Source organism: Clostridia bacterium, assembly GCA_026414765.1.
Classification (GTDB): Bacteria; Bacillota; Clostridia; order Acetivibrionales; family DSM-27016; genus SKW86.
Genome location: JAOAIJ010000041.1, coordinates 54,006 through 80,818 on the forward strand (window position 1 = coordinate 54,006; position 26,813 = coordinate 80,818).

The 26,813-nt window shown below is 43.1% G+C and carries 3 protein-coding genes; all 3 read left to right on the forward strand.

All coding sequences use genetic code 11. The features are described from left to right. Positions 1–55: 55 nt before the first annotated feature. The 3 genes from N3I35_15260 to N3I35_15270 are packed head-to-tail and all read left to right on the forward strand — an operon-like array spanning position 56 to position 26,801. Positions 56–15,730: an SDR family NAD(P)-dependent oxidoreductase gene (locus N3I35_15260; protein ID MCX8131437.1), complete on the forward strand. Its 15,675-nt coding sequence runs from the start codon at positions 56–58 to the stop codon at positions 15,728–15,730. Next, complete coding sequence (locus N3I35_15265) at positions 15,731–24,493, forward strand: SDR family NAD(P)-dependent oxidoreductase (protein MCX8131438.1); 8,763 nt, start codon at positions 15,731–15,733, stop codon at positions 24,491–24,493. Continuing rightward, positions 24,486–26,801 carry a phosphopantetheine-binding protein gene (locus N3I35_15270; GenBank protein MCX8131439.1) on the forward strand — a complete coding sequence of 772 codons (2,316 nt, stop codon included), beginning with the start codon at positions 24,486–24,488 and terminating at the stop codon, positions 26,799–26,801. The genes N3I35_15265 and N3I35_15270 overlap by 8 nt, the downstream gene beginning before the upstream one ends. Positions 26,802–26,813: the final 12 nt, after the last annotated feature.

A 26,813-nucleotide genomic window follows, 5' to 3' on the forward strand; every position in this document is an offset into this window, starting at 1 on the left:
TATTGTAATGCCATAGATTATCTTTTATAAAAGGAAGGTTATGCCAGTGGAGCGCATGAAAGAATATTTAAGAGAAATTATCGGGGAAAAACTAGGTATTGAAAAGTGTGCAGTTGGTTCAGATGCAGCATTTTTCAGCCTTGGAGTGACCTCAATAATAAGTGAAGAAATCTTGGCTATATTGCGCCAAGAGTATAAAAACCTGTCTTCAACATTATTGTTTGAGTATCCTAATATTAACAGACTTAGTAATTTTCTTGCCACCCAAGAGCGTCAATCAATAGTCAAGAAGTTAGATGAAAGAAAAATTGAGCCTGAGGCAGTTGATGAAAATGTGGCAGGAGTAGAGGCTTACCTGACTCAAAACGATATCAAAAATCCGGATGATCGTATTGTTAATAAGTCGGATAAAGCACAAAAGGTTGCTAAGGTACTAAAAGCTGATGACTCTGCAAAAAAAAGAGGATATGATATAGCAATTATCGGAATCAGCGGAAAGTTTCCCAAGGCCGGCGACCAGCTTGAGTACTGGAGAAATCTGGTCGGAAACAGGGATTGCGTTGAGGAAATACCTGAAGACAGATGGAGATATGATACTGTCTATTCCGAGGAAAAAAATAAAGAAAATAAATCTTATAGCAAATGGGGCGGGTTTATTGATGATGTGGATAAATTTGACCCATTGTTTTTTTCCATCTCCCCTCTGGAAGCAGAATTAATGGATTTACAACAGAAGCTGTTTCTGACTTGCTGCTGGGAGGCAATGGAGGATGCAGGTTATGGTAAAACCAGGTATAGAAAGACTAATAATATCGGTGTTTATGCAGGAGTTACCTGGAATGAGTTTTCATTGATCGCTCATGAAGAAGGATATTTAAAGGGACAGCATAAAGGCCCTGGATCTTTATACTGGAGTATTCCGAACCGGGTGTCTTATTTCTTAAACCTTACAGGTCCCAGTTTAGCCATTGATACTGCGTGTTCATCCTCTCTGGTGGCTATTCATCAGGCATGTCAGTCTATTTTATCAGGTGATTGTGAAATGGCATTGGCAGGAGGTGTTAATCTCAGCCTGCACCCCAGCAAATATATTTATTTGAGTCAGTCGCACTTTCTTTCTACCGACGGTAAATGCCGTAGTTTCGGGGAAGGTGGAAATGGTTATGTTCCGGGAGAGGGCTTGGGAGTTATTTTGCTTAAGCCGCTAGACAAAGCAGTTGAGGATGGAGACTATGTTTATGGATTAATCCGGGGTTCAGCCACAAATCATGGCGGTAAAACTACCGGCTATACAGTGCCAAATCCGGAATCCCACCGTAATCTGATACTTACCGCTATTGACAGGGCACAGATACATCCTGAGGAATTAAGCTATATCGAATGTCACGGAACCGGAACGGCTCTGGGCGACCCCATTGAAATCAGGGGACTTACGATGGCTTTCCAAGAACATACTAATAAAAAACATTTTTGCGGCATTGGTTCGGTAAAATCCAATATAGGCCACTTGGAGGCAGCAGCAGGAGTGGCAGGACTAATCAAGGTATTACTTAGCATGAGATATGGAACTTTACCTGCAAGTATACATTCTAAGGAGCTAAACAGCAAAATCGACTTCGATAACTCTCCCTTTTATGTTATACGGAATAATCAGAAATGGGCTGCAGAAGGCGCAAATTGCCGTTTAGCTGCAGTTAGTTCCTTTGGAGCCGGTGGGTCCAATGCACATGTAATCCTGGAATCTTATGATAATAGCCACCGGTTATGTCAAATCAACTGCAGAACTGACCATGAGATTATTACTTTGTCGGCTCAGACACAAGAGCAATTGCTGGACTATGCAAAAAAACTGAATATATATATTGCCGAAGTACAGGGCTATTCTTCCCTTACAGAACAATACAGCTTGCATAATATAGCAAGGACATTGCAGGCCGGGCGGGAATGTTTCCGTTACCGGATGGCAATTATAGCCGCTTCTATAACAGAGCTTCAGAAAAACCTTCAGAATTTTATCAGTGGCATAATTGATAATAAAAATGTCTTTCTTGGAGAGGCTTCTGAATCTGGTAAATCAGAAAACAACAGTGAAAAAATTCCGTTAATAATAAATTCATTGAAAGCAGAGGAAATCGCCTCCTTATGGGTAAAAGGCGGATTGGATAATAACTTGATGGAAGCAGATGAAGAATTTCTAAAATTACCTCTTCCTACCTATCCGTTTTTAAAGGAAAAGTCCTGGCTTACAGACAGTGAAGTACTCTATGAAAAAGAAATGCTGCAAAGTATTGAATATCTTCATCCTTTATTAGATTCCAACATTTCAACATGTGAAAAAGGTTGTTTCAAAAAAGTATTTTCAAAAAAGGAATACTTCCTTAAGGACCACCTTGTTAATAACCGTTATGTACTACCGGGAGTATGTCATTTGGAGATGGCAGGTGTTGGGGCTACTTTATGGGGTAAAGGGAAGGTTAGAAATATAAAAGATGTATGGTTTGTCAGTCCGATAACCGTTGGCGATGAACTGGAGAACGTCGAGCTTGAGCTTTCCTCCAAAGAGGACTGTATACATTTCGAAATTAAGAAACCTCCTGAAAAAGGAGGTTCATTATTTTCTCAAGGAACTATAGATTGCCGGGAAGGCTTTTTAACTTCAAAAGAAACATATTCAGCAGATTTGGCAAAACTAAAGGCCGGACTTAATAAAACCCTGACAATACCGGAGTTTTATCAGTTGTTTGCTAAAATTGGTATCACTCAAAAGGCTAGCTTCCAGGTTATCAGGGAGTTCTTTTTTAAGGAAAATGAGGCTTTCTCAAAGATAAAACTTCCATCAGATTTGGAAAGGGACTTTTCAGATTATTTGTTACATCCTGCATTGATGGATGGTGTAGTCCAGACAGCTATGGCTCATATACTGACCAGTGAAAGTACACCGTCGCTTATTGTGCCGTTCCATTTTGAGGAAATAGAAATTGTAAAACCTCTAACTTCAACAATCTTTGTTCACGCTGTTCTGGAAAACCCGGCGGTAAACCAGTATAAGATCAAGATTTTTAACGATCAGGGTGAACTTTCTATAGACATAAAACAATTCATTGTCAAGTCAGTAAAGGAAAACAAAAACTTCACAGATTCTAGCACGGTCTTGCGGGAGCAAATTCTTCAGGCCAATAACTGCAATCTGTTGGTTCCTGCCTGGGACGTAGTTCCTGTCGTGAAAAATTCTACAGTTTTTCCTCAAGACGATAATGTCGTTGTTGTGGGGGGGACGGCTGAAAACCTCAAAGCTATAAGACAATACTATTCAAATGTTCAATCTTTGAAGATACTATCAAATGACACCATCGGGGTGATCCTGAATAAACTGGAATCCCTCGGCAATATACGTCATATTATTTGGGTGGCTCCTTTTAAGCCTTTGAAATCTATAGCCGATGATATGGTGGTGAAAGATCAGAAAAGAGGGGTTGTCCAGATTTTCAGAATGGTTAAAGCCCTCCTTCAATCAGGTTATGGTACAAAAGACTTACTTTGGACCGTAATTACCACCCAGTCTCAGCCTATATCCGGAAGCGATGCGGTAAATCCCACTCATGCCAGTATTCACGGTTTGATAGGCTCCATGACTAAGGAGTATTCAAACTGGAAAGTCCGTTTGGTTGACCTTGAAGCAGAATGTGAGTGGCCTTTGGCAGAAATACTCTCCATAATTCCAAGTCCATCGGGGGATGCCTGGGTTTACAGGGGAGGGGAATGGCACCGACAGCACCTGGTTCCCTTTAGAAACACTCCGGTCGACAGGTCTCTATACCGGTCTGGCGGAGTATACGTGGTGATAGGTGGTGCCGGCGGAATAGGGGAAGCTTGGAGTGAGTATATGATACGAACTTATCAGGCTCACATCATATGGATTGGCAGGAGCAGAAAGGATGCTGCCATTCAAAACAAAATAAACAGATTAGCAGCTCTAGGTCCTGCCCCCTACTACGTTTCCGCAGATGCTACGGACTTGAAGGCCTTGCAGCAAGCCTATATGGAGATAAAACAGCTCTATACTGAGATTAATGGTGTAATTCATTCTGCTATAGTATTACTGGATCAAAGCCTTGCGCGGATGGATGAAGAACGGTTTCAAGCTGCATTATCAGCAAAGGTTGATGTCAGCGTACGTATAGCTCAGGTCTTTGATAATGAAGCTTTAGATTTTATACTGTTTTTCTCTTCAATGATGTCTTTTACAAAAGACCCGGGACAATGTAATTATGCTTCCGGCTGCACATTTAAGGATGCTTTTGCTTTCCGGCTGGCAAAGGAATTGGCATGTCCTGTGAAGGTCATTAACTGGGGATATTGGGGTAGTGTAGGAGTTGTTGCCTCCAGTGATTATCAAAAAAGGATGGCGCAGGCGGGAATAGGGTCCATAGAGCCTGCTGAGGCCATGGAGGCATTGGAGATACTCCTTGCTGAGCCTGTAAGACAGCTTGGATTGCTGAAAACAACTAAGACAGCGAAGTTGGAGGAGACAAGCCCGCGTCCGCTTATAGAAGAAAGCATAACTGCTTATCCTGAATATATGCCATCAAATGCAGAAGACTTGCAGAGGATGATTTTAATCAACACAGACCTGTATAAACCGGAAGAGATCGACAAATCTGATACAGTTCTTCAGACAAGCCTGATGGAAAAGCTTCTCTGCAAGTTATTATGGAGTCAGCTGAAATCAGCAGGATTATTTAAAGAACGGGATAATTCACTTGCAGACCTTAAGACGAAGGGCAAAATTCCGGATTTATATGACAGATGGCTGGCAGAAAGTATTGATGTGCTGGCCGGCAATAATTATCTGACTGTTGACGGTTCCTTGTGTACTGTGACTGATATTGGCACTGAAGACCTTGAGACAGCATGGAAAGAATGGAATAAACAAAAGGCGTTGTGGATGAAGAATCCTGACCTGAAAGCAAGGGCAGTGTTAGTAGAAACTACACTACTTGCATTACCTGAAGTGCTTACCGGTAAATTACCGGCTACTGATGTTATGTTCCCGAATTCTTCCATAGAACTTGTTGAAGGAGTATATAAAAACAACCTTATAGCCGACTATTACAACGAAGTGGTGGCAGATACCGTAGTTGCCTATCTGGAGCAGAGGATTAAAGAGGATCCGAAGGCTGGCATACGGATTCTGGAAGTTGGTGCAGGTACCGGAGGAACCAGTACAATGGTGTTCCGGAAACTTAAGCCTTACCAGGAGCATGTTCACGAATATTGCTATACAGATATATCCAAGGCATTCTTAATCCATGCAGAAGAGCAATTCGGACAGGAAAATCCGTATTTGACCTGTGAAATATTTAATGCTGCTAAACCGCTTTCTGTGCAAAGTATTAAGCCGGGTGGATATGATGTGGTAATCGCTACCAATGTATTGCATGCAACCCCCAATATACGTGAGACTCTGCGGAATGTAAAAGCAGTGTTACGTAAGAATGGACTCTTATACCTAAATGAGATAAACAGCAATTCCCTGTTTTCCCATCTTACTTTCGGCCTTTTAGAAGGATGGTGGTTATATGAAGACCCCGGACTGCGTATTCCTGGTTGTCCGGGACTATATCCTGAAGTTTGGGAAAAAATACTTGATCGTGAGGGATTTCGGGCAATTTTCTTTCCGGCACAAAAAGCCCATGGTTTGGGACAACAAATCATTATAGCTGAAAGTGATGGAGTTGTCAGGCAAAAACAGTCTGAAGATTCGGGAGCCGGAATTGGGAAGAAGACAGTGTATGCATCTCTGACACAAGGCCCGGCTGCTGAACCAGAACTGCCGGCAGCTTTTTCTGTAAGGATAGCGCCAGACTTGTTGAGGGAAAAAAGTACAAACTATATTAAGCAAATGGTTAGTGAGACACTGAAAATTCCTTATCAAAGGATTGAACCTTCAGTATCTCTTGAGAAATACGGAATAGATTCAATATTGGTTGTCCGCTTGACTAACAAACTGAGAGAAGTATTTGAGAACATAAGCAGTACCCTGTTTTTTGAATACCAGACCATTGATGCTTTGGTAGAATACTTCCTGAACAGCCATAAGGAGTCTTTGTTGAAGCTTGTAGGAATAAGAAATGATTCAGCGCATGAAGAAATTCCTGTAAATGAACGGATGCTACAGGAAGCAAGACCGACAGCAGCAGTGGAACTACTACGGGAGAAGGCAACTATATATATTAAGCAGTTAGTAAGTGATACCCTGAAAATTCCTTTCCAGAGGATTGATTCTTCAGCATCTCTTGAGAAATACGGAATAGATTCAATATTGGTTGTACGTTTGACCAATAAGCTAAGAGAAGCATTTGAAAATATAAGCAGCACCTTGTTCTTTGAATACCAGACCATTGACGCTTTGGTCGGGTATTTCCTGAATAATCAGAAAGAGTCTCTGTCAAAGCTGGTAGGAATAGATGAACAGCCAGTGGTGGAAGTGCTTCCAGACAATAAACTGAAGCCGACGGAAGCTATACCGGTAGCGGCACCGGAACTGTTACGGGAAAAAGCTACAACCTACATAAAACAGTTAGTAAGTGATACCCTGAAAATTCCTTTCCAGAGGATTGATTCTTCAGTATCTCTTGAAAGATATGGAATAGATTCAATATTGGTTGTACGTTTGACCAATAAGTTAAGAGAAGTATTTGAAAACATAAGCAGCACCTTGTTCTTTGAATACCAGACCATTGACGCTTTGGTCGGGTATTTCCTGAATAATCAGAAAGAGTCTCTGTCAAAGCTGATAGGGATAGTCGAACAGCCAAGACAGGAAGAAGTAGCTGTTACTAAAGAGTTGACAGGTGCGTTGCCGGAAAAGGCACCGGTTGTCCCTGCTCAATCAAGTCCCGTGAGGGACATGGAATCGGAATTACGTGACTATCATGTTCACGATGTTGCAATAATAGGTTTGGCAGGCCGTTATCCCGGGGCTAACCGCATGGAGGAGTTCTGGAATAACCTGATACAGGGAAAGATCAGCGTTACAGAGATTTCTAAAGAACGATGGGATTGGAAGAAGTATTATGACAAGGAAAAGGGAAAGTGGGGATCAATCTATTCAAAATGGGGGGCGTTTGTTAATGACTCTGATAAATTTGATCCGTTCTTTTTTCAAATCTCACCTGCCGAGGCAGACAGAATGGACCCGCAAGAGCGGTTATTCCTGGAAATAGCTTACGCCAGTATAGAGGATGCAGGATATACACCGGCAAATCTTTCGGACAGCAGGAAAATCGGTGTATTTGTCGGAGTGATGCATGGTGATTATCCGACCGTGCCAAGCTACTGGTCTATTGCAAACCGGGTTTCCTATCTTTTCAATTTTCAAGGTCCGAGCATGGCGGTGGATTCTGCGTGCTCTTCTTCGCTAACGGCAGTTCATTTAGCCTTGGAGAGCCTTTACAGCGGCATCAGTGACTGCGTAATTGCAGGTGGTGTGGCTTTAATTAATGATCCTTCCCACTTCGAACGTTTATCTGCTTTTTCTATGTTGTCTGCGGGAGATAAGTGCAAACCCTTTGGAGATCAGGCTGATGGAATCATAGCTGCTGAAGGAATGGGGGCTATTGTATTAAAGCCACTGTCGAAGGCGGTTGCAGATGGTGATCATATATATGGAATTATAAAGGGGAGTATGATAAACGCAGGGGGAAAAACTAACGGATATATGGTTCCCAATCCTAACGCTCAATTCCGGTTGATAGCAGATTGCTATAAAAGGGCTGGGATTAGTGCGAGGGCAGTCAGTTATGTAGAAGCACACGGAACAGGTACGGCTTTGGGTGATCCTATTGAAATTACAGGCTTAACCCGTGCCTTTGAGGTTGATACAAATGAAAAGCAGTTTTGTGCAATAGGTTCAGTCAAATCGAATATCGGACATAGTGAAAGTACTTCTGGTATAGCCGGCATAACCAAAGTGCTCTTACAGCTAAAACATGGTCAAATCGTGCCTTCTCTAAACTCTAAGGTATTAAACCCGCATATTGATTTTAGCAGTTCACCCTTTGTTGTCCAACAAGAGCTTCGGGAATGGGAACGGCCGAAGGTTTCATTGAACGGAAATACTTTAGAATATCCGCGGATAGCAGGAATCTCATCCTTTGGGGCAGGAGGAGCAAACGCCCATGTTGTTATTCAGGAATACATACCTGATAATATAGCAGACCCGCAAATCAGAATAGTCTCAGAAAACCCGGCGGTCATCTTATTGTCCGCAAGGAACGAGGAACGTCTGAGAGAACGGGTGAAACAATTGCTGAATGCTGTTAAGGAACAGAATTTTTCCGACAGTAATATGGCTGATATAGCTTATACTCTACAGGTTGGCCGTGAGGCGATGGATGAGCGACTGGCTTTATTGGCGGCATCAATAAAGGAACTTGAAGAAAAACTGCAGAACTATCTTGACGGACATGAAGGGATAATTGATTTATATAGGGGACATGTAAAGGGTAACAGGGATTTTTTGAATGTTTTTGCATCGGATGAAGATATGGCAAAAACAATCGGTATTTGGCTCGATAAGAGAAAATACGGGAAATTGCTTAATCTTTGGGTTAAGGGTATAGCAATAGACTGGCATAGACTCTATGATGGTAAAAAGCCATTCAGAATAAGTCTTCCTACATATCCTTTTGCCAAAGAGCGGTATTGGGTCCCCAAAAACAAGATAATGCTGAATGGCGGATCGGCTGGTACTGCTTCGGAAACTGCATCAGTGATCCACCCGCTGGTACAGCAGAATACCTCTGTATTCTCAGAACAACGCTTCAGTTCGGTCTTTACAGGGCAGGAGTTTTTCTTGGCGGACCATGTAGTGAAAGGACGACATATCTTGCCGGGAGTAGCTTACCTTGAGATGGCCCGTGAAGCAATAAGTTATGCTTCAGCACTGAAGAAAGATCAAACAGGTCTTCAACTGAAAAACATCCTTTGGAATCAACCCATCGTTGTAAATAATGATTCAGTTCAGGTCCATATAGGACTTTATCCTGCAGAAAATGGAGAAATTGCATTTGAAATATATACAGAAACAGAAGAGGACGGCTCGGAGCCTGTATTACACTGTCAGGGCAGAGCTGTCCTTAAGGCCGGCTTGGAAAGCAGGAATTTGAATATTCCGGCATTACAGTCGGAGTGTGTAAGAAATACTATTATGGCAAGCCAATGCTACGGGACATATAGGTCTATGGGTATTACTTTCGGCCCGGGACACCAGGGGATTGAGAAGATACACGTGGGAACAGGCCAAGTGTTAGCAAAGTTGTCCTTACCTTCCTCTGTTGAAAACACTAAAGATGAATTTGTTCTCCATCCAAGTCTCATGGATTCGGCAATGCAAGCATCAATCGGTTTACTGATGAGTGAAACTGAACCTTGCGAAAACAGTACAGCAACCAAACCTTTTCTGCCGTTTACCGTAAAGGAAGTTGAGATATTAAGCGGGTGTACTTCCAATATGTGGGCATACCTACGGCTAAGTGAAGAATTTAGTGCAGGAGACAAAGTATTGATTCTGGATATTGATATATGTGATGATTCAGGCAATATTTGTGTAAGGATAAAGGGGCTTGCAACAAGGGTGTTGGAAAATGAAATAGAGCCTGTAGAGCCCTCTCAGGCTTTTGGAACTCTATTGCTTCGAACTTACTGGAAAGAACAAAGCGTTATACAGAAAGCAACTGTTCCTGACTATGATAAAAATCTTGTAGTTGTTTGTGAACCTATAAATGTATCTAAAGAGGCTATAGAATCAGGAGTAAAAGAGGCTCGCTGCATTAGCTTGCCTATGGGACAAAATGAAACAGAGGAAAGGTTCCTGAAGCTTGCACTACGGATTTTTGAGGAAATACAAGGCATTACGGCAGACAATCCCGATCATAAGGTGTTAGTCCAGATAATGGTTGCAGATAAGAATGAGCATCAGCTCTTTGCAGGACTCTCCGGAATGTTGAAAACTGCACATCTTGAAAACTCCAATCTTCATGGGCAAATAATTGAAGTCAGTCCTGACGAAAACCTTGAGAGGGTCATTGAAATATTGAAGGAGAACAGAAGTTGTCCAGGTGATAACCGTATCAGATATCAGGAAGGCAAACGTTTCGTTACCGGATGGAAGGAAGTTGAAATTTCTGAACAGACAGGTGCAATTCCCTGGAAGGATCAGGGTGTATACCTTATTACCGGTGGAGCGGGCGGCCTGGGATTGATTTTCGCTCAGGAAATTGCTCAGCGGGTTAATAACCCCAAATTAATCTTAACAGGACGCTCTGTCCTCGATAAAGGCAGACAAGCCCGCATTAAGCAATTGGAAGAGTCAGGTGCTCAAGTTATATATAAAGTAGTCGATGTAACCCAAAAGAAGGCAGTTACTGACTTGATTCAAAATATTGAGAGGGAATTTGGGCGCCTTAACGGCATCGTCCACAGTGCAGGTATTATCCGCGACAACTATATTCCTAAAAAGAATAAGGAAGAGTTTGTTCAGGTATTAGCACCAAAGGTCTATGGAACAGTATATCTGGATCAGGCAAGTAAAAACATGAGTCTGGATTGCTTCATACTCTTTTCTTCAATAGCAGGAAGTCAGGGAAACCCGGGGCAGATAGACTATTCAACTGCCAATAGCTTTATGGATATATATGCCGGTTATCGTAACAAGCTGGTTCAGTCAAAGCAACGTCAGGGCAAAACCATATCCATAAACTGGCCATTGTGGAAAGATGGCGGGATGCAGGTAGATTCAGAAGTCCAGGAAATGATGAGGCTAAATATCGGTATGACCGCAATGGAAACTTCAAAGGGTATCAGGGCATTTTATCATAGTCTGGCCAGTGGTGAAGGCCAGGTGATGGTAATAGAAGGCGACCTGGCACGAATGAAAGAGAAGTTTCTTGCGGAGCCGGCTGTTACCAGGCCTCAGGTTATTGAAACCAATACGGCATTCTCCTCATCAGAGGGGATAGATACAGGAAGCCTGCTGGATAAAGTCCAGGTATCACTGAAGCAGATTGTATCGCAAATTCTAAGAATTAACAGTAATGATATAGATGTTTGTACAGAATTAAGTGAATACGGATTTGAGTCATTATCGCTGATACGCTTTAATAATAAGCTGAATCAGGAATACAAGCTGGAACTAAGCCCTACAATATTCTTCAACCACCCAACCCTTCAAAGCTTAGCAGAATATCTGGTAAAAGAATATCAGGCCGTATTTGCAGATAAGTTCCCGGTCACATCCAGGGTTGAAGCTCCAAAGCCAAAAGTCATAGATGAAAAAGCGAAGGAAGTATATGAGAAGATTTCCTTCAAAAAAAGAGATAAATTCCGATTTGCACCAGTAGCTGCATATCCGGTTTCAAAACCGGAATCATCGGTTCCCGAAGCTGTTGCCATTATCGGGGTGAGCGGCAGGTTTCCAATGGCCGGCGATATTAATGTGTTTTGGCAAAACCTCGTTGAAGGCAGGGATTGTATTTCGGAAATTCCCAAAGAACGTTGGGATTGGCGGAAGTACTACGGAGACCCTGAAAATGAAGCAAACAAGACTAATATTAAATGGGGTGGATTTATAGAAGGAGTAGAGGAGTTTGATCCTCTGTTTTTCGGAATATCCCCCAGAGAAGCGGAAGTAATGGATCCACAGCAGCGCTTGTTGATGACTTATGTATGGAAGGCTATTGAAGATGCAGGATACTCAGCCAACAGCCTTTCAGGATCAAATACAGCGATATTTGTGGGGACTATGGCCAGTGGTTATGGTGAATTGTTATCAAAAGCCAATATAGCAATTGAAGGTTATTCGTCCACCGGAATAGTAGCTTCTGTAGGACCGAACCGGATGAGTTATTTATTGAATATTCACGGGCCAAGCGAACCCGTTGAAACAGCTTGTTCAAGTTCACTGATAGCCATTCACCGAGCAGTGAATGCTATAGCAGATGGAAACTGCGAAATGGCAATTGCCGGAGGTGTAAATACAATTCTGACACCGGAGCTGCATATAAGTTTCAGCAAGGCGGGTATGCTCAGTGAAGACGGACGATGCAAAACTTTTTCGGATAAAGCTGACGGTTATGTGAGAGGCGAGGGTGTAGGTATGATTATCCTGAAAAAGCTGAAGGCTGCAGAACGTGACGGAGATCATATTTATGGAGTAATCCGGAGTACGGCTGAAAATCATGGAGGGCGTGCAAATTCCCTGACGGCTCCAAACCCGAATGCACAGGCTGAATTGCTGAAAACTGCATACATGAAAGCTGGGATTGACCCAAGAACTGTCAGCTATATCGAGGCTCACGGAACGGGCACTGAATTGGGTGACCCAATCGAAATAAACGGCCTGCAGATGGCTTTCAAAGATATGTATCAACAAACGGGAGAAGCTCATGTTACTGCTGCCCATTGCGGAATAGGTTCGGTAAAAACCAATATAGGTCATTTGGAATTGGCTGCGGGAATTGCAGGGATCATCAAGGTGATTCTTCAGATTAAGCACAAGACGCTGGTCAAATCTTTGCATTGCGATGAGATAAACCCATATATTCAGCTTAAGGACAGTCCATTCTATATAGTCCGGGAGACTAAGAGATGGGAGGCCATGAAGGATACTGACGGTAAGGATTTACCAAGGCGGGCTGGTGTAAGTTCTTTTGGGTTCGGAGGCGTAAATGCTCACATTGTAATTGAGGAATATCTTCCCCAAAACCGGGAAACATCAGAAATTGTAATTGATCCGCAAAACCCGGCCATTATAGTGTTATCTGCTAAAAATAAGGAACGCCTCTTGGAACAGGCGATGCAACTACTGACAGCTATCCGGGAACAGCAAATTTCAGGCAGTAGGCTGGCCGATCTGGCTTACACGCTGCAGGTAGGACGCGAAGCTATGGAAGAGCGCCTGGCTGTGATAGCAGGATCGCTCAAGGAACTGGAAGAAAAACTGGAGAAATTTGCAGCAGGCCAGGAAAATATAGAAGATTTGTATATTGGACAGGTTAAGGGAAATAAAGAAACCCTGGCTATTTTTGCCCGGGACGAAGAAATGCAGGAAGCGTTGGAAAAATGGATTCAGCGTAAAAAATACTCCAAGCTGGTGGAACTTTGGGTTAAGGGTCTGGTGTTTGACTGGAACAAGCTTTACGGAGATGCCAAACCCCGACGGATCAGTTTGCCAACCTATCCGTTTGCCAGAGAAAGGTACTGGGTACCCGAGGGTAGAACTGAGTCTGGAAGTATAATGCCAAAATCAGTGATGGCAGCTCATATCCATCCTTTGATGCATGAAAACACCTCAGATCTCTCTGAACAACGGTTTAGTTCAAGCTTTACCGGCCAAGAATTTTTTCTGGCAGACCATGTTGTAAATGGCAGGCGCATTATGCCGGGAGTAGCGTGTCTGGAAATGGCCCGTGCGGCAGTAGAACGTGCGGCAGTACCGTTTGCAGAAGGTCATACCGGGATAAGGCTTAAAAACGTGGTCTGGACCCGGCCCATAGTTGCCGGCGATCAGCCCCTTAAGGTCCATATAGGACTGACTGCTGAGCTAAATGGAGAAATCAGCTATGAAATCTACAGCAAATCAGAAGATAACGGCCGGGAAACCGTAACCTACAGTCAGGGTACTGCTGTGCTGGATGTGGTCAGCGAAGCTCCTGCCATAAATATTTTGGCACTACAGGCTGAGCTAAGTCAGAACATCCTTGCTCCAGACAAATTCTACCAGGCTTTTAAGATTATGGGGATAGATTACGGGCCTGCTTATCAGGGTATTGAGAGAGTCTATAGCGGTCCGGGTCAGGTGCTGGCGAAATTATTCCTGCCTGCTTCTGTGATGGCTACGGTAGATCAGTTTATCCTGCACCCCAGTTTGATGGACTCTGCCATACAGGCCTCCATTGGTTTAAAGATAGACGCTGGGGGATTTGTTGCTCATAAGCAGAGCCTGGCCTTTGCCCTTAGTGAACTTGAGATTTACGGCAGTTGCACATCTTCCATGTGGGCTCTGATCCGTTATAGTAGCGGTAGTGCAGCAGGGGATAAGGTAGAGAAAATAGATGTCGAGTTATGCGACCATGAAGGTGTTGTTTGTGTGCGGATGAAAGGTTTTGCCTCCCGTGAGATGGATGGAGATATCCAACACGGAAGCATATCAAGGGGAGTAAGCACCACAGACTCTGTGGCTCCGCTTGTAGGTAACGTCACGCTGATTCCGGTCTGGAATGTTGTTCCGATAGAGAAAGGTCCACAAAGTCCGCGAATTGGCGATAAAGTTGTACTTATCGGGGGAACGGAAGGTCAGAAAAGTAAAATAGGTCAAATCTATCCGCAAAGTCAAATATTAAGTATATCGAAAGATGATGATATAAATGCCATTGTCAAACTACTTGAAGCTTGTGGTGCTATTCAGCATATTATCTGTATTGCACCTTATCAACAACCCTTGACATCTCTGGCTGATGAGACAGTGATTAAAGAACAGGATTCAGGGTTGCTCCTAGTTTTCAGAGTGATAAAAGCATTACTCAGCTTAGGTTATGGAGATAAAGAATTGGGCTGGTCTGTGATGACCAATCAGGCCTTGCCTGTACATAAAAAAGATATGGTGAATCCAACCCATGCAGGTATTCATGGATTAATGGGCTCAATGGCTAAGGAATATCCCAACTGGCAGGTAAGAGTCATTGACCTGGAACTGGGATGTGAAAACCTGCCGGCAGAGGTGTTTACTCTGCCTCCGGACCTGCAGGGGGATGCCTGGGCTTACCGGCAACAGGAGTGGTATCGGCAAAATATACTTACGGTACGCTTCAGCGGGCCTGCTGAAACTTTATACAGACAGGGAGGAGTGTATGTCGTAATCGGAGGCGCCGGTGGAATCGGGGAAATCTGGAGCGAATATATGATTAGCACTTATCAGGCCTACATTATTTGGATTGGCAGACGGCCAAAGGATGAAGATATACAGCGTAAGCTGGACAGACTGGCAGCCCTGGGGCCTGTTCCACATTATATTTCGGCAGATGCTGCCGACCTGTCGTCCATGGAACAAGCTTACCGGGAGATAAAGAAAAAACACTCCGGGATAAACGGGGTAATTCATTCTGCTGTCGGCGTTTTGGATCAAAGCCTGGCGAATATGGAAGAGGGTCTGTTCAGGGCGGGACTTGAGGCAAAAATTGATATCAGTGTACGGATAGCTCAAGTGTTTAAAGAGGAGCCTTTAGACTTTGCCTTGTTTTTTTCTTCCATAGGTGCATTCGGAAAAGCTCTTGGACAGAGCAGTTATGCAGCAGGGTGTACTTTTGAGGATGCATTTGCTCATCAACTGAAATATGAATGGCCCTATGCGGTGAAGGTAATGAATTGGGGATACTGGGGCAACGTCGGCATCGGCAGTGCAGTCCCTGCTGCATTTAAAAACCGCTTGAATCATACGGGGATCGGCTTTATTGAATCACCGGCAGCTATGCAAGCCCTGGAAAACCTCCTGGCCGGGCCTGTTGATCAAATTGCCTTAATGAAAATTACAGGGCCTCAGGCCTTACAAGGGACTGATATGGGTGAATTGATTACAGTTTATCCGCAAAGTCTTCCTGCTGATAAGCAATCATTGCAGAAGGACATTCGAGAAGGACTGGAGAGAATAGCCAACTATGGGGGTGTTCGGTAGATGGAACAGGTATCAATAGATATACCAGCTTATATTGAAGGCATGAAATCTGAATTTAACTCACACATGACTCAATTAAATGACCTGCTTTGCAGGTTGCTCAGGGGTCAATTATGCTCTATGGGAATGTTTAGACAAGGGAAAGTATTGGTTAATAAACCGGGTTCCCGGATAGGGTTAGATAATTTATATGATAAGTGGTTGGAAGCAAGCATCAGTTTCTTAACTGAAAAAAAATATGTCACTTGCGATGGCGAGTCATACACCTTACTAAACAGTAAGTCTGTAGATATCGATGCCGTCTGGCAGGAATGGAAGCAGAAAAAAGAGGCGTGGCTGAAAAACTCTGATATGTCAGCCCGGGTCACACTATTGGAGTCAACACTAAGGGCTTTGCCTGATATACTAACAGGAAAAGTTCCGGCGACAGATATTATTTTTCCGGATTCCTCTATGGCACTGGTGGAAGGGGTATATAAAAACAATAAAGTTGCAGATTGTTTTAATGAGGTGCTTGCCGATGCCGTAGTTTACTATATTAAGGAACAGTTGAAGCAAAATCCGGCGGGCAGGATCCGAATTCTGGAAGTGGGTGCCGGTACGGGAGGAACCAGTGCTATGGTTCTCCGTAAAATAAAGCCTTTCCGGGACCAGATCCAGGAATATTGCTATACGGATATCTCCAGGGCATTTTTATTGCATGCCGAAAGAGAGTATGGCGAACAAAATCCTTTCCTTAGCTGTAAATTGTTTAACGTAGAAGCTCCCGTTGCGGGGCAAGGAATAAAAGCAGGTGAATATGACATTGTCATAGCTGCCAATGTTTTGCATGCCACTAAAAATATCCGGCAAACCATACGGAATGCCAAAGCAACCTTGCGAAAACAAGGGTTGTTGCTTATAAATGAGCTAAGTGACAATTCCCTGTTTGCCCACTTGACCTTTGGGCTTTTGGAGGGATGGTGGCTGTACGATGATCCGGTATTACGCATTCCTGGAAGCCCGCTGTTGTCTCAAGCAACATGGCAAAGGGTTCTGGAAGGTGAGGGTTTCCAATCTGTCTTCCATCCAGCATGGAAGATTCACGATCTTGGTCAGCAGATTATTGTTGCTGAGAGTGATGGGGTTGTACGGCAAAAGCAGCAAATAAAACCTGGCATTACACCTCTAAAGCAGGCTGCAAAGGATCAGATTTTCAAAGAACAGTCAATGAAACCCAGGCTCCACATAGAGCAGGGCAGCGGTGTAAAAGACAATTTGCTACGGGACAAAAGTAAGGCCTATTTAGTGAAAATGGTAGCTGAAGTACTAAAAATTCCACGTCAAAAGATTGATTCATCGGAGCCTTTGGAGAGTTATGGGATCGATTCCATTTTAGTCGTTCAGATAACAAGTGCTCTAAGAAAAAGTTTTGATAATATAAGCAGTACCTTATTATTTGAGTGTCAGACAATTGATGCTCTATCAGAGCATTTTGTAAAAACCCAAAGGGATTCGTTGATAAAGCTGTTAGGGCTGGAGGAACAACAGCCTCTTGAAAAGGAAAACCAAATGCAGTCTGTTGTACCATCGGTAACCCCTGCAGTAACAGGAAAAAAGCCAAGATTCTTAAAATACTCTCCCTCGTCGGAAACCGTAAAACTGTCACCGGAGCCATTTAAGGAGCCAATTGCTGTAATTGGGATGAGCGGCCGGTATCCGCTGGCAAATAATTTGAAAGAATTTTGGGGGAATTTAGGTGCGGGAAGGAATTGTATAACCGAAATTCCGGAAGATCGGTGGCCACTGGAAGATTTTTATCACCCGGACCCTAAGGAAGCTGTCGCTCAAGGCAAAAGCTACAGTAAATGGGGTGGCTTCATCGAAGGATTTGCGGAATTTGATCCGCTCTTTTTCAATATTTCGCCTAGAGAGACTTTAAATATGGACCCTCAGGAGCGCCTGTTCCTGGAAGAATGCTGGAAGGTACTGGAGGATGCGGGATATACAAGAGTACAGCTTAGCAAACAGTATCATAATCGTATAGGAGTTTTTGCGGGAATAACAAAGGCCGATGTCAGCCTGTATAGCTCTGAATTATGGAAACAGGGAGAAAAGATTCACCCTCGCTCTTCATTCAGTTCAGTGGCAAACAGGGTTTCATATTTGTTTAATTTCAGAGGCCCCAGTATGCCAATAGATACAATGTGCTCCTCCTCCCTTACGGCTATTCATGAAGCCTGTGAAAATATCCACCGGGGAGAATGTGATCTGGCAATCGCAGGGGGTGTCAATTTATATCTTCACCCTTTAAGCTATGTAGAGCTTTGCGCACATCAAATGCTTTCGGAAGACGGACAATGTAAAAGCTTCGGTAGGGGTGGAAACGGTTTTGTACCCGGTGAAGGGGTGGGGACTATACTCTTGAAGCCGTTGTCAAAAGCTGTCGCAGACCATGACAATATTTATGCCGTAATCCGGGGTACTAAAATAAACCACGGCGGTAAAACAAACGGCTATACTGTACCCAGCCCTACTGCTCAGGCAGAACTCATTAAAGAGGCTATAGGCAAGGCGGACATACACTCACGGGCCATCACCTATATAGAAGCTCACGGAACAGGAACAGAGCTTGGTGACCCAATAGAAATAAAAGGGCTTACTCAGGCCTTTGAAAAGGATACGGCAGATACGGGATTTTGTTCCATTGGGTCAGTAAAATCCAACATTGGCCATTTGGAATCCGCGGCAGGAATAGCGGGTGTAACAAAAATCATACTGCAAATGAAAAACGGGCAATTGGCCCCAAGCATTAATTCAAAAGAATTGAATCCAAATATAGATTTCTCTAAAACACCATTCGTAGTCCAGCAAGATCTTGCCCCATGGAACAGGCCTTTTATTGAAATAAACGGTGAAGCCGGGGAATATCCAAGAATCGCTGGAATCTCAAGTTTCGGTGCGGGAGGGTCCAATGCACATATTGTAATAGAAGAATATATTCCTCAACATATGGAAGAGAGTGGCATAACAGTTTCTGCTCAAAATCCGGCAATTATAGTATTATCGGCAAAGACTGAAGGACAGCTTCAGGTTCAGGTGCAGCAGCTGCTTACTGTCATGGAGGAACAGAATTTTACTGACAGCAGCCTGGCAAACCTGGCTTATACGCTTCAGGTAGGGCGGGAGCACATGGAAGTACGTCTGGCGGTTATTGCAATTTCTATAAAAGAACTTAAAGAAAAACTAAATGGGTTTATGGAAGGCCGGAGTGATATAGAAGATTTGTATCACGGTCAGGTAAAGCCAAATAGAGAAGTGCTGGCTGTTTTTGCAGCTGATGAGGATTTGCAGCAAGTTGTTAATAAATGGCTGGAAAACAGGAAGTATTTAAAATTACTTGACCTATGGGTAAAAGGTCTTAACTTTGATTGGAACAACCTGTATAAGGATGCCAGGCCTTACCGTATCAGTTTGCCGACTTACCCCTTTGCAAAAGATAAATACTGGATACCTGTGGTGAAAACCAGCATAGGTACAAGTGCAGCAAGCCACATAAACATAAACGATATTCATCCGTTAGTACATCAAAATACCTCTAACTTCTCGGAGCAGAGATTCAGCTCTGTTTTTACCGGTGAAGAATTTTTTCTCTCGGATCATGTCGTCAAGGGTCAAAGGGTTTTGCCCGGTGTAACATATTTAGAAATGGCGCGGGCTGCGATAGAACTGGCAGTAGAAGATTTTACAGACAGTGAGATGGGAATACGGCTGAAGGACGTAGTATGGGCCCGTCCTGTTATTGTAGGAAAGCAGCCGCTAAAAGTCAGCATCGGTTTATATCCCGGGAGTAACGGCGAATTCTCTTATGAAATTTATAGCAAACCTGAAATACCTGATGCAGAAAAAATAGTAAACAGCCGGGGTATTGCAGTAATTGAAAAGGCTTCCAAAGGACCGGCAGTTGATATCCATAAATTGCGAGACGAGTGCAATATCAGCATTCTTTCATCCGGCCAGTGTTACAAAGTCTTTGAAACCAGAGGGATAGAATATGGTCCGTCCCATCGGGGGATTGAAAGACTGTATCTGGGTATGGAACAGGTAGTGGCTGAACTTGTCTTGCCTTCCCGGGTTTTAGAGACCAGGGAACGATTCGTTTTACATCCCGGCATAATGGACGCTGCTTTACAAACATGTCTGGGATTGATGGCAGGTGCAGCAGAATTTACAGATAACCTGGAAAACAGTAAGCTCAGACTGCCTTTTGCGCTCCGGGAGCTTGAAATATTCGGAACAACAGCTTATGCCAAGTGGGCTATTGCCCGCTTTAGTGACGGTAGTGCCTCTACGGACAAAGTTCAAACCTTCGATATTGATATAGCTGATGAAAATGGGGTAATTTTAGTTAGCTTCAAAAGCCTTTCGTTCAGAACCCTGGAAGTTGAAAAAGGTATTGAAGAAGCAGACGGCAGAAAAGGAATGCTTGTACTGAAGCCTTGCTGGCAAGAAGCAGCCATGGGTAATGTATTTTCAGATACTTATGAGGAGAGGGTAAAGGAATATACAAGGCATATTGTATTTCTCGGTGAGATGAAACAGGGTCTGGAGAAAAGTATTGCAGGACAGATGGCAGGATTGCAATGCCATGTTTTACATTCCAATGAACAGGACCTTGATCAACGATATAAGAACTATACAACTCAAGTGTTTGGGGAGATACAGAGTATTCTTGGTGGTAAATCGCCAGGTAAAACCCTAATACAGATTGTAGTCCCGGTTCAGAATGAAGGGCAGCTCCTTACAGGATTGTCAGGTTTATTGAAAACAGCTTCCTTGGAAGACCCGAAAATTATGGGCCAGCTTATAGAAGTGGATTCAGTTGAAGATGCGCCAGGAATTGTAACCAAGCTGAAAGAAAGCGGTCTGAGACTTATGGAAAAAAGAATACGGTATCAGGGTGGTAAAAGGATGATTCCTGTCTGGAGTGAAATCGAAACCTCCTCAGCTGCAATTGAAATGCCCTGGCGTGATAAGGGAGTTTACCTTATTACCGGTGGTGCCGGAGGACTTGGGCAGCTTATGGCAAAGGAAATAGCGGGTAAAGCAAGAAATGCGAAAATAATAATTACCGGACGGTCTCCGCTAAAGGAGGGCGTGCAAAACAAATTAGAGGAATTACTACGGTATGGTGACCGGATTCAATACAAACAAGCGGATATTTCTTCAAAAGAAGAGGTTGAAATACTGGTCGGAAGCATCATAAGGGACTTTGGAGGACTTAATGGCATAATCCATTGTGCAGGCGTAATCCGCGACAACTTTATTATTAAGAAAACCATGGACGAAATTTCTGAGGTGATGGCACCCAAGGTTTCCGGGCTGTGGAATCTCGACCAGGCAACCAGGGATATGTCCCTAGATCACTTTATTCTGTTTTCTTCCGGAGCGGCAGACATGGGGAACATCGGTCAGGCAGATTACTCTGCAGCCAATGCCTTTATGAATGCTTATGCAGGTTACAGGAACAGCCTGATGTCATTGAAAAGGCGTAGTGGGAAAACTTTGTCAATCCTTTGGCCGTTATGGAAAGAAGGCGGAATGCGGGTAGATGACCTAACAGAAAAAAATATGGCTAAAAATTTGGGGATTACACCTCTTTCCACAACAAACGGGATTCAGGCTCTATATAAAGGCTTATCCTCCGGAAATGACTGCATAATGGTGGCGGAGGGAAATCTCAGCCAAATGAGGCAGAAACTATTGTCTTCACTTTCATCACAATCAATGAAGCCGGAGCCGAAACTCGTCACAAGGCCCAAAACCTCTGCAGAGCTTCCTGATGAAGCAAGTCTAAAAGACAATATAGCCGGTTACTTGAGGGAGATGGTTGCCGATACGCTGAAAATCTCTCCCGGAAGTCTAAATAACAATGAAAGCTTTGATAAATACGGATTAGACTCAATTATTGTCGTTGAAATAAATAATAAGCTGGAAAAAGATTTTGGCAATCTATCAAAAACACTATTTTTCGAATATAGTACCATAGATGAATTAGCTGATTATTTTGTGAAAACTCATAAGGAAGTTTTGTTAAGGCTTTTTACAGCAGAAGAAACTACTGTACCTGGAGATAGTTCAGGACTGATACCTTCGTCAAGCGGGAAGCTCCCACAAGCTGTCCCCAAGCCAAAACGAGTGGAATATCTTGCGAAGCAGGCCAATGATTACAATTGCGTAAAAGCAAATTATTCCGGCCAGTCGGGCAGCAATACACTGCAGGTACCGCAAGAATCCAGTATTACTGACTTCCTTATAAGACAAATTGAAAATGATAACTTAACTCTTGATGATATTATTGCATTACCATGCTGCGATATTATCACTACAAAAGATAAATCCATTAAAAAAGATGATTGCAGGAAAACCGGTGAACCTGAACCCTGTGGTGATTCATCGGATTATGTGTTAATTCATGAGAAGGAGTTGCAGAATAAACCTGTGCTCACCAGCCTGGTTGAAGAAATCGACAGGGACAATCCGCCGGTGGGATATGAACGTTTACTCTACCAGCACTTTTTCATATCCGCTAAGCAAAAGAAATACTTAAGGCTGATGGTTGATGAGCCCGATCAACTTATTGTTCCCTTTATGCCAATAGATCCGGTCAGTTATAAGGAGTTGCGGGTCTTTTGCAAAAAGAATAATAAAAAACTGCTTGTAGTAGATTCTTATCATGATTGGATCAGCTCAGAGCAAACAAGGCTTATTCCGTTAGGAGTATGGCAGGATATAGATATAAATCAGTTTACCCTGGCCGGAAACAAAATGAGAAAATTACGGTATCTGGTAGAAAAATTCAGAAACTCCGGCGATGTAAAAATTATCGAGTTTACTCCCGGGTTAAAGCTATCTCTGAATGAGATGCGCGGCTTAATGATGAAGTGGTGTGAAGGAAAGAAAAACATCATAAAGCATACTTTTGTCTGTATGCAGGAACTGTTGAAAAGGACTCTGCCTTCCGGATACAGGGCATTCTTAACCTATCACAATGATAAATTATGTACGGTTATAGTAATCGAACATGGCACCAATGGAATGTACGTTATGGATCAGGAGTTCTATGATCCTAAGAACGCTCCACTGGGTCATATGGAGTATTCTATTACTGAGATTATCGGATTTTTGAAAAAAGAAAAGGCGAATATTTTTTCCCTTGGACTGACATGGTATCCCTTTGCCTTTGAAGACTATCCACAGAAGGACCCGGAAGGATGGGCATGGCTAAAAGAGCAATACAGTAAACAAACTCTGTTAAGCAGAATATTTCACCAAGGTGAAACCAACTATCAATTCAAAAAGAAGTTTGGGATATCGGGAGAGCCTGTTTTGGCGTATTTGCCCAAAGAAGAGCCTTTTTCATTATTATTCAAATACTGGCCGATTTTCTATCAAAATTCCCTTACTGCCGATCAACTCAGTGAGCAAATCAGCCGTATACCGTTGTCAGACCTGGAAAGCGGATATACAGGCAGGGAAAGCAGTCAGACAAAGTATGACTTGACTGACAGGCAGGGTCGCCAATTACTGATATCAAGCACGACAAAACTGGATCAAATTGACTACCATGACAATCCACTGGATTTAGCCACGGACTCATGGTATATGGTCCGATCCGATGCCGTAAAGGAACGCACTGTCCATTTGAAGGCTAAAAGTCCAGTAGGGGGTTCCGAAATAATCAAAACCATATTTCCTTTTAAGCACATAATCTTAACAGACAGAGGACGGAGTGCAGAAGAGCTTTTTTACAAGGTATTCCAGAAGACCGGGAAAAAAATACTGAGCGCCATACCCTGGGCTTCCACCCTTATGCATCAACTAAATAACGGGTTTGAAGTGATTGAGCTGCCCCATCCTTCTGTACAGGAACCTGATTCAGCTTATTTATTTAAAGGGGAGCTGGATATAGAGGCATTAATGGAACAATTACGGAAAGATAGCCGAAATATTGCTATGGTTGGCCTGGAAGTACTTAGTAATGCCAGCGGAGGGAATCCGGTCAGCTTGTCGCACATCGGCGAGTTGAAACAGATCCTTAATCAATTTAAAATCCCGATGGTTCTGGATGCTTCGAGGATAGTCAGGAATGCGTTCCTGATAAAGCAATATGAAGAGAATTGCCGGCAAAGCAACATTTGGGATATTGTAAGACAGACTTCAAAGCAAGCTGACTATATTGTAACCAGCTTGACCAAAGATTTTGCAGTACCGGTTGGCGGTCTCATTGCAACCAATGATGACCGGCTGGCTGAAGATATTAAGAGGGCTCAAGCGAGTCAAAGCCTTTTGATTACTCCTGAGGAGGAGCGCATGATTATCAACGCATTATCGGATCAGGAAAAGATAACGGGGCTTATTGAGGAGCAGCTTACATTTGCCAGGAGCCTGCAAGATATGCTGATTCAGGCAAAAGCACCGATTTTGCAGCCGGCTTGTGGCCATGCAATAGTAATAAATGTTTCACAGCTGGTTTATGGAGAAAGTAATACTCAGAAAAAAGAAACATTCCTTAAAGAACTGTTTATCGAAACGGGGATTCGAGGAGGTATCCACCAGGTTGGCAAACAGAAGAATACCCTTCTGGATCAATGTATTCGTCTGGCTCTGCCATTGGGTTTAGCGAGTGAAAATAGAAGGATTATATTTGATAAGCTAAAGCATTTTTTCGCGGCCAGGCAAGTGCCTGAATCAGATAAGGAGGTAGCTGTTTGTCATGTCTGATAAGAATTTAAAAGAACTGGTAAACCAGCTTTCTGAAGACCAGAGGCAATTATTGTATGATAGAGTTGCCAGGGTGGACAATAGTAGAGAGCCACAAAATATAAATATGCCTCGACAGTACGACATTGCAATAATCGGCTTAAGCGGCCGATATCCCCAAGCCGGAAATCATCTTGAATTTTGGCATAAGCTTCAGCAGGGCTTTAATTTTATAGAAGAAGTTCCCCGGAATCGTTGGGATCACAACGAATACTATGAGCCGGATTCCAGGGATGACTCCCGAAATAAGACCCGCTGCAAATATGGAGCTTTTATAAATGAGCATGATAAATTTGATGCTGAATTTTTTAATATACATTCAAGGGAAGCGGCACTAATGGACCCGCAAGAGCGCCTGGCTCTGGAAACTACATGGTCCTGTATTGAAGATGCAGGTTATGAACCCTCCATGCTTAGCAGGGAAACGGGGGTTTTTACAGGGCTGACCTATAGCGAGTTTCAGAAGTTGATTCCCATGACAACTCATTCCTATGTATTAGGTAGCAGAATAGCTTATTTTTTTGATTTTAAAGCAATGTCAGTTACAACAGATGCCGGCTGCTGTTCTTCTCTGAATGCAATTCATTTAGCTTGTCAAAGCTTAATCAGAGGGGAATGCCGGACGGCAATAGTGGTTGGGGCAAATCTGATATTGCATCCGGAACATTATACAACAGCGTCACAGATGCTAAGCTCAAAACAGATTCCCTTATCCAGCCCTTTTGGTATCGATGATGGCTGGATTCCTGCCGAGGGGATTGTTGCCGTTTTGCTGAAACCTCTAAAAAAAGCTGTAGCAGACAAAGATAACATTTATGGAATTATTAAATCCAGTCATATTTTACAGGATGGGAAGACCTCCTGGTTTACAGCATTCAACCCTAAACAGCAGGCTAAACTTATTCAGGAAAATTTCATCAAATCAGGTATAGACCCGCAAACCATCGGCTATGTGGAAGCGGCGGCTAACGGCTCGGATTTGGGCGATGCTATCGAAATAGAGGGTTTGAATGCTGCATTTAAAAACTTTACCGATAAAACCCATTATTGCCCCATTGGTTCAGTTAAGTCCAATACCGGCCATGGAGAAGCAGTATCGACACTTCTGCAGTTGACAAAGGTTTTACTGCAGTTTAAGTCAAAAACCCTTCTTCCTCTGGTTAACATTACAGAAATCAATCCTAACATAAACATGGAGCAGTCACCCTTTTATTTGCTGAAAGAGTCTCAAAGATGGGAGCCTCCGGTAGTAAGACTTAACGAAGAGCAGTTTTCGCTGCCCAGGCGGGCTACAATATCATCTTTTGGTGCAGGTGGCAATATCGGGCATCTTATCCTTGAAGAATATTCTACCAAGGAATCAGAAAAGCAAACCTTGGATTATTATATTATTCCAGTGTCTGCCAGATCTGTGGATTTACTCAGACTGAACCTGGAAAATTACCTTGATTTTTTTGAAGAGTATCTTGTCATTGATGCAGAGTGGCAATCGAACTATACTCTGTTGAACATGATGTTTACTCTCTGTGCCGGAAGAGTGTCATTTCAGGAGCGCGTAGTTTTTGTCGCCGACAGGTTGGAAAGTTTGGTAACTCAGATCCGCCAGTTTTTAGGCGGAAATCATAACTCCAATATTATTACAGAAGGCAGTGGGAGTACCGCTGCTCCGGCAGCTGATAATATAGATGCAGCAAATTACCTTAAGAATCATTCACTTTATGATTTAGCCCGGGTTTGGGTTTGTGGCGGAAAGATTTCCTGGGACGGGTTTTTTAAACAATATGACGTAAAGAGGGTTTCATTACCTGTATCGGCTTTTGAAAAAAAACACTTTCCTGTTCCTTCAATTCCGAAACCGGTTAAGTATACTTCTAGTCCCAAAACCGGTGTGAATCCCGGGCCGGTTGTAGAGAAACTGCAAAATAGGGAAAATGGGACTGATTTAAGACAAATTGTCAGGGAAATATTCGCCAAGGCTTTAAGTATTCCTGTTCACCAGGTTAATTTGGCATCACAACTTGATGAATATGGTTTTGACTCGATAATGGTTGCAAAAGTTGCAGATGGCTTGGGAAAGTATTACGGTACTGTGCCTAAAACACTATTTTTCGAATGCCAGACTATTAATGATGTCATTAATCACCTCGGGCAAAGATATACTGCCGAATCTCTTAAGACTGTTCCTGAGGATGATTCAATAGAGTCACTGACCAAAGCAATACTGTCCGATGGCATTTCCGCGGAAATACTTATTAATAAATTACCATAGATGAGGGTGATA

What these genes read in the sequence shown, in the direction of transcription:
- N3I35_15260 (MCX8131437.1), top strand. Translation starts at nt 56, where the DNA reads ATGAAAGAATATTTAAGAGAAATTATCGGGGAAAAACTAGGTATTGAA.
- N3I35_15270 (MCX8131439.1), top strand. Translation starts at nt 24,486, where the DNA reads ATGTCTGATAAGAATTTAAAAGAACTGGTAAACCAGCTTTCTGAAGAC.
- N3I35_15265 (MCX8131438.1), top strand. Translation starts at nt 15,731, where the DNA reads ATGGAACAGGTATCAATAGATATACCAGCTTATATTGAAGGCATGAAA.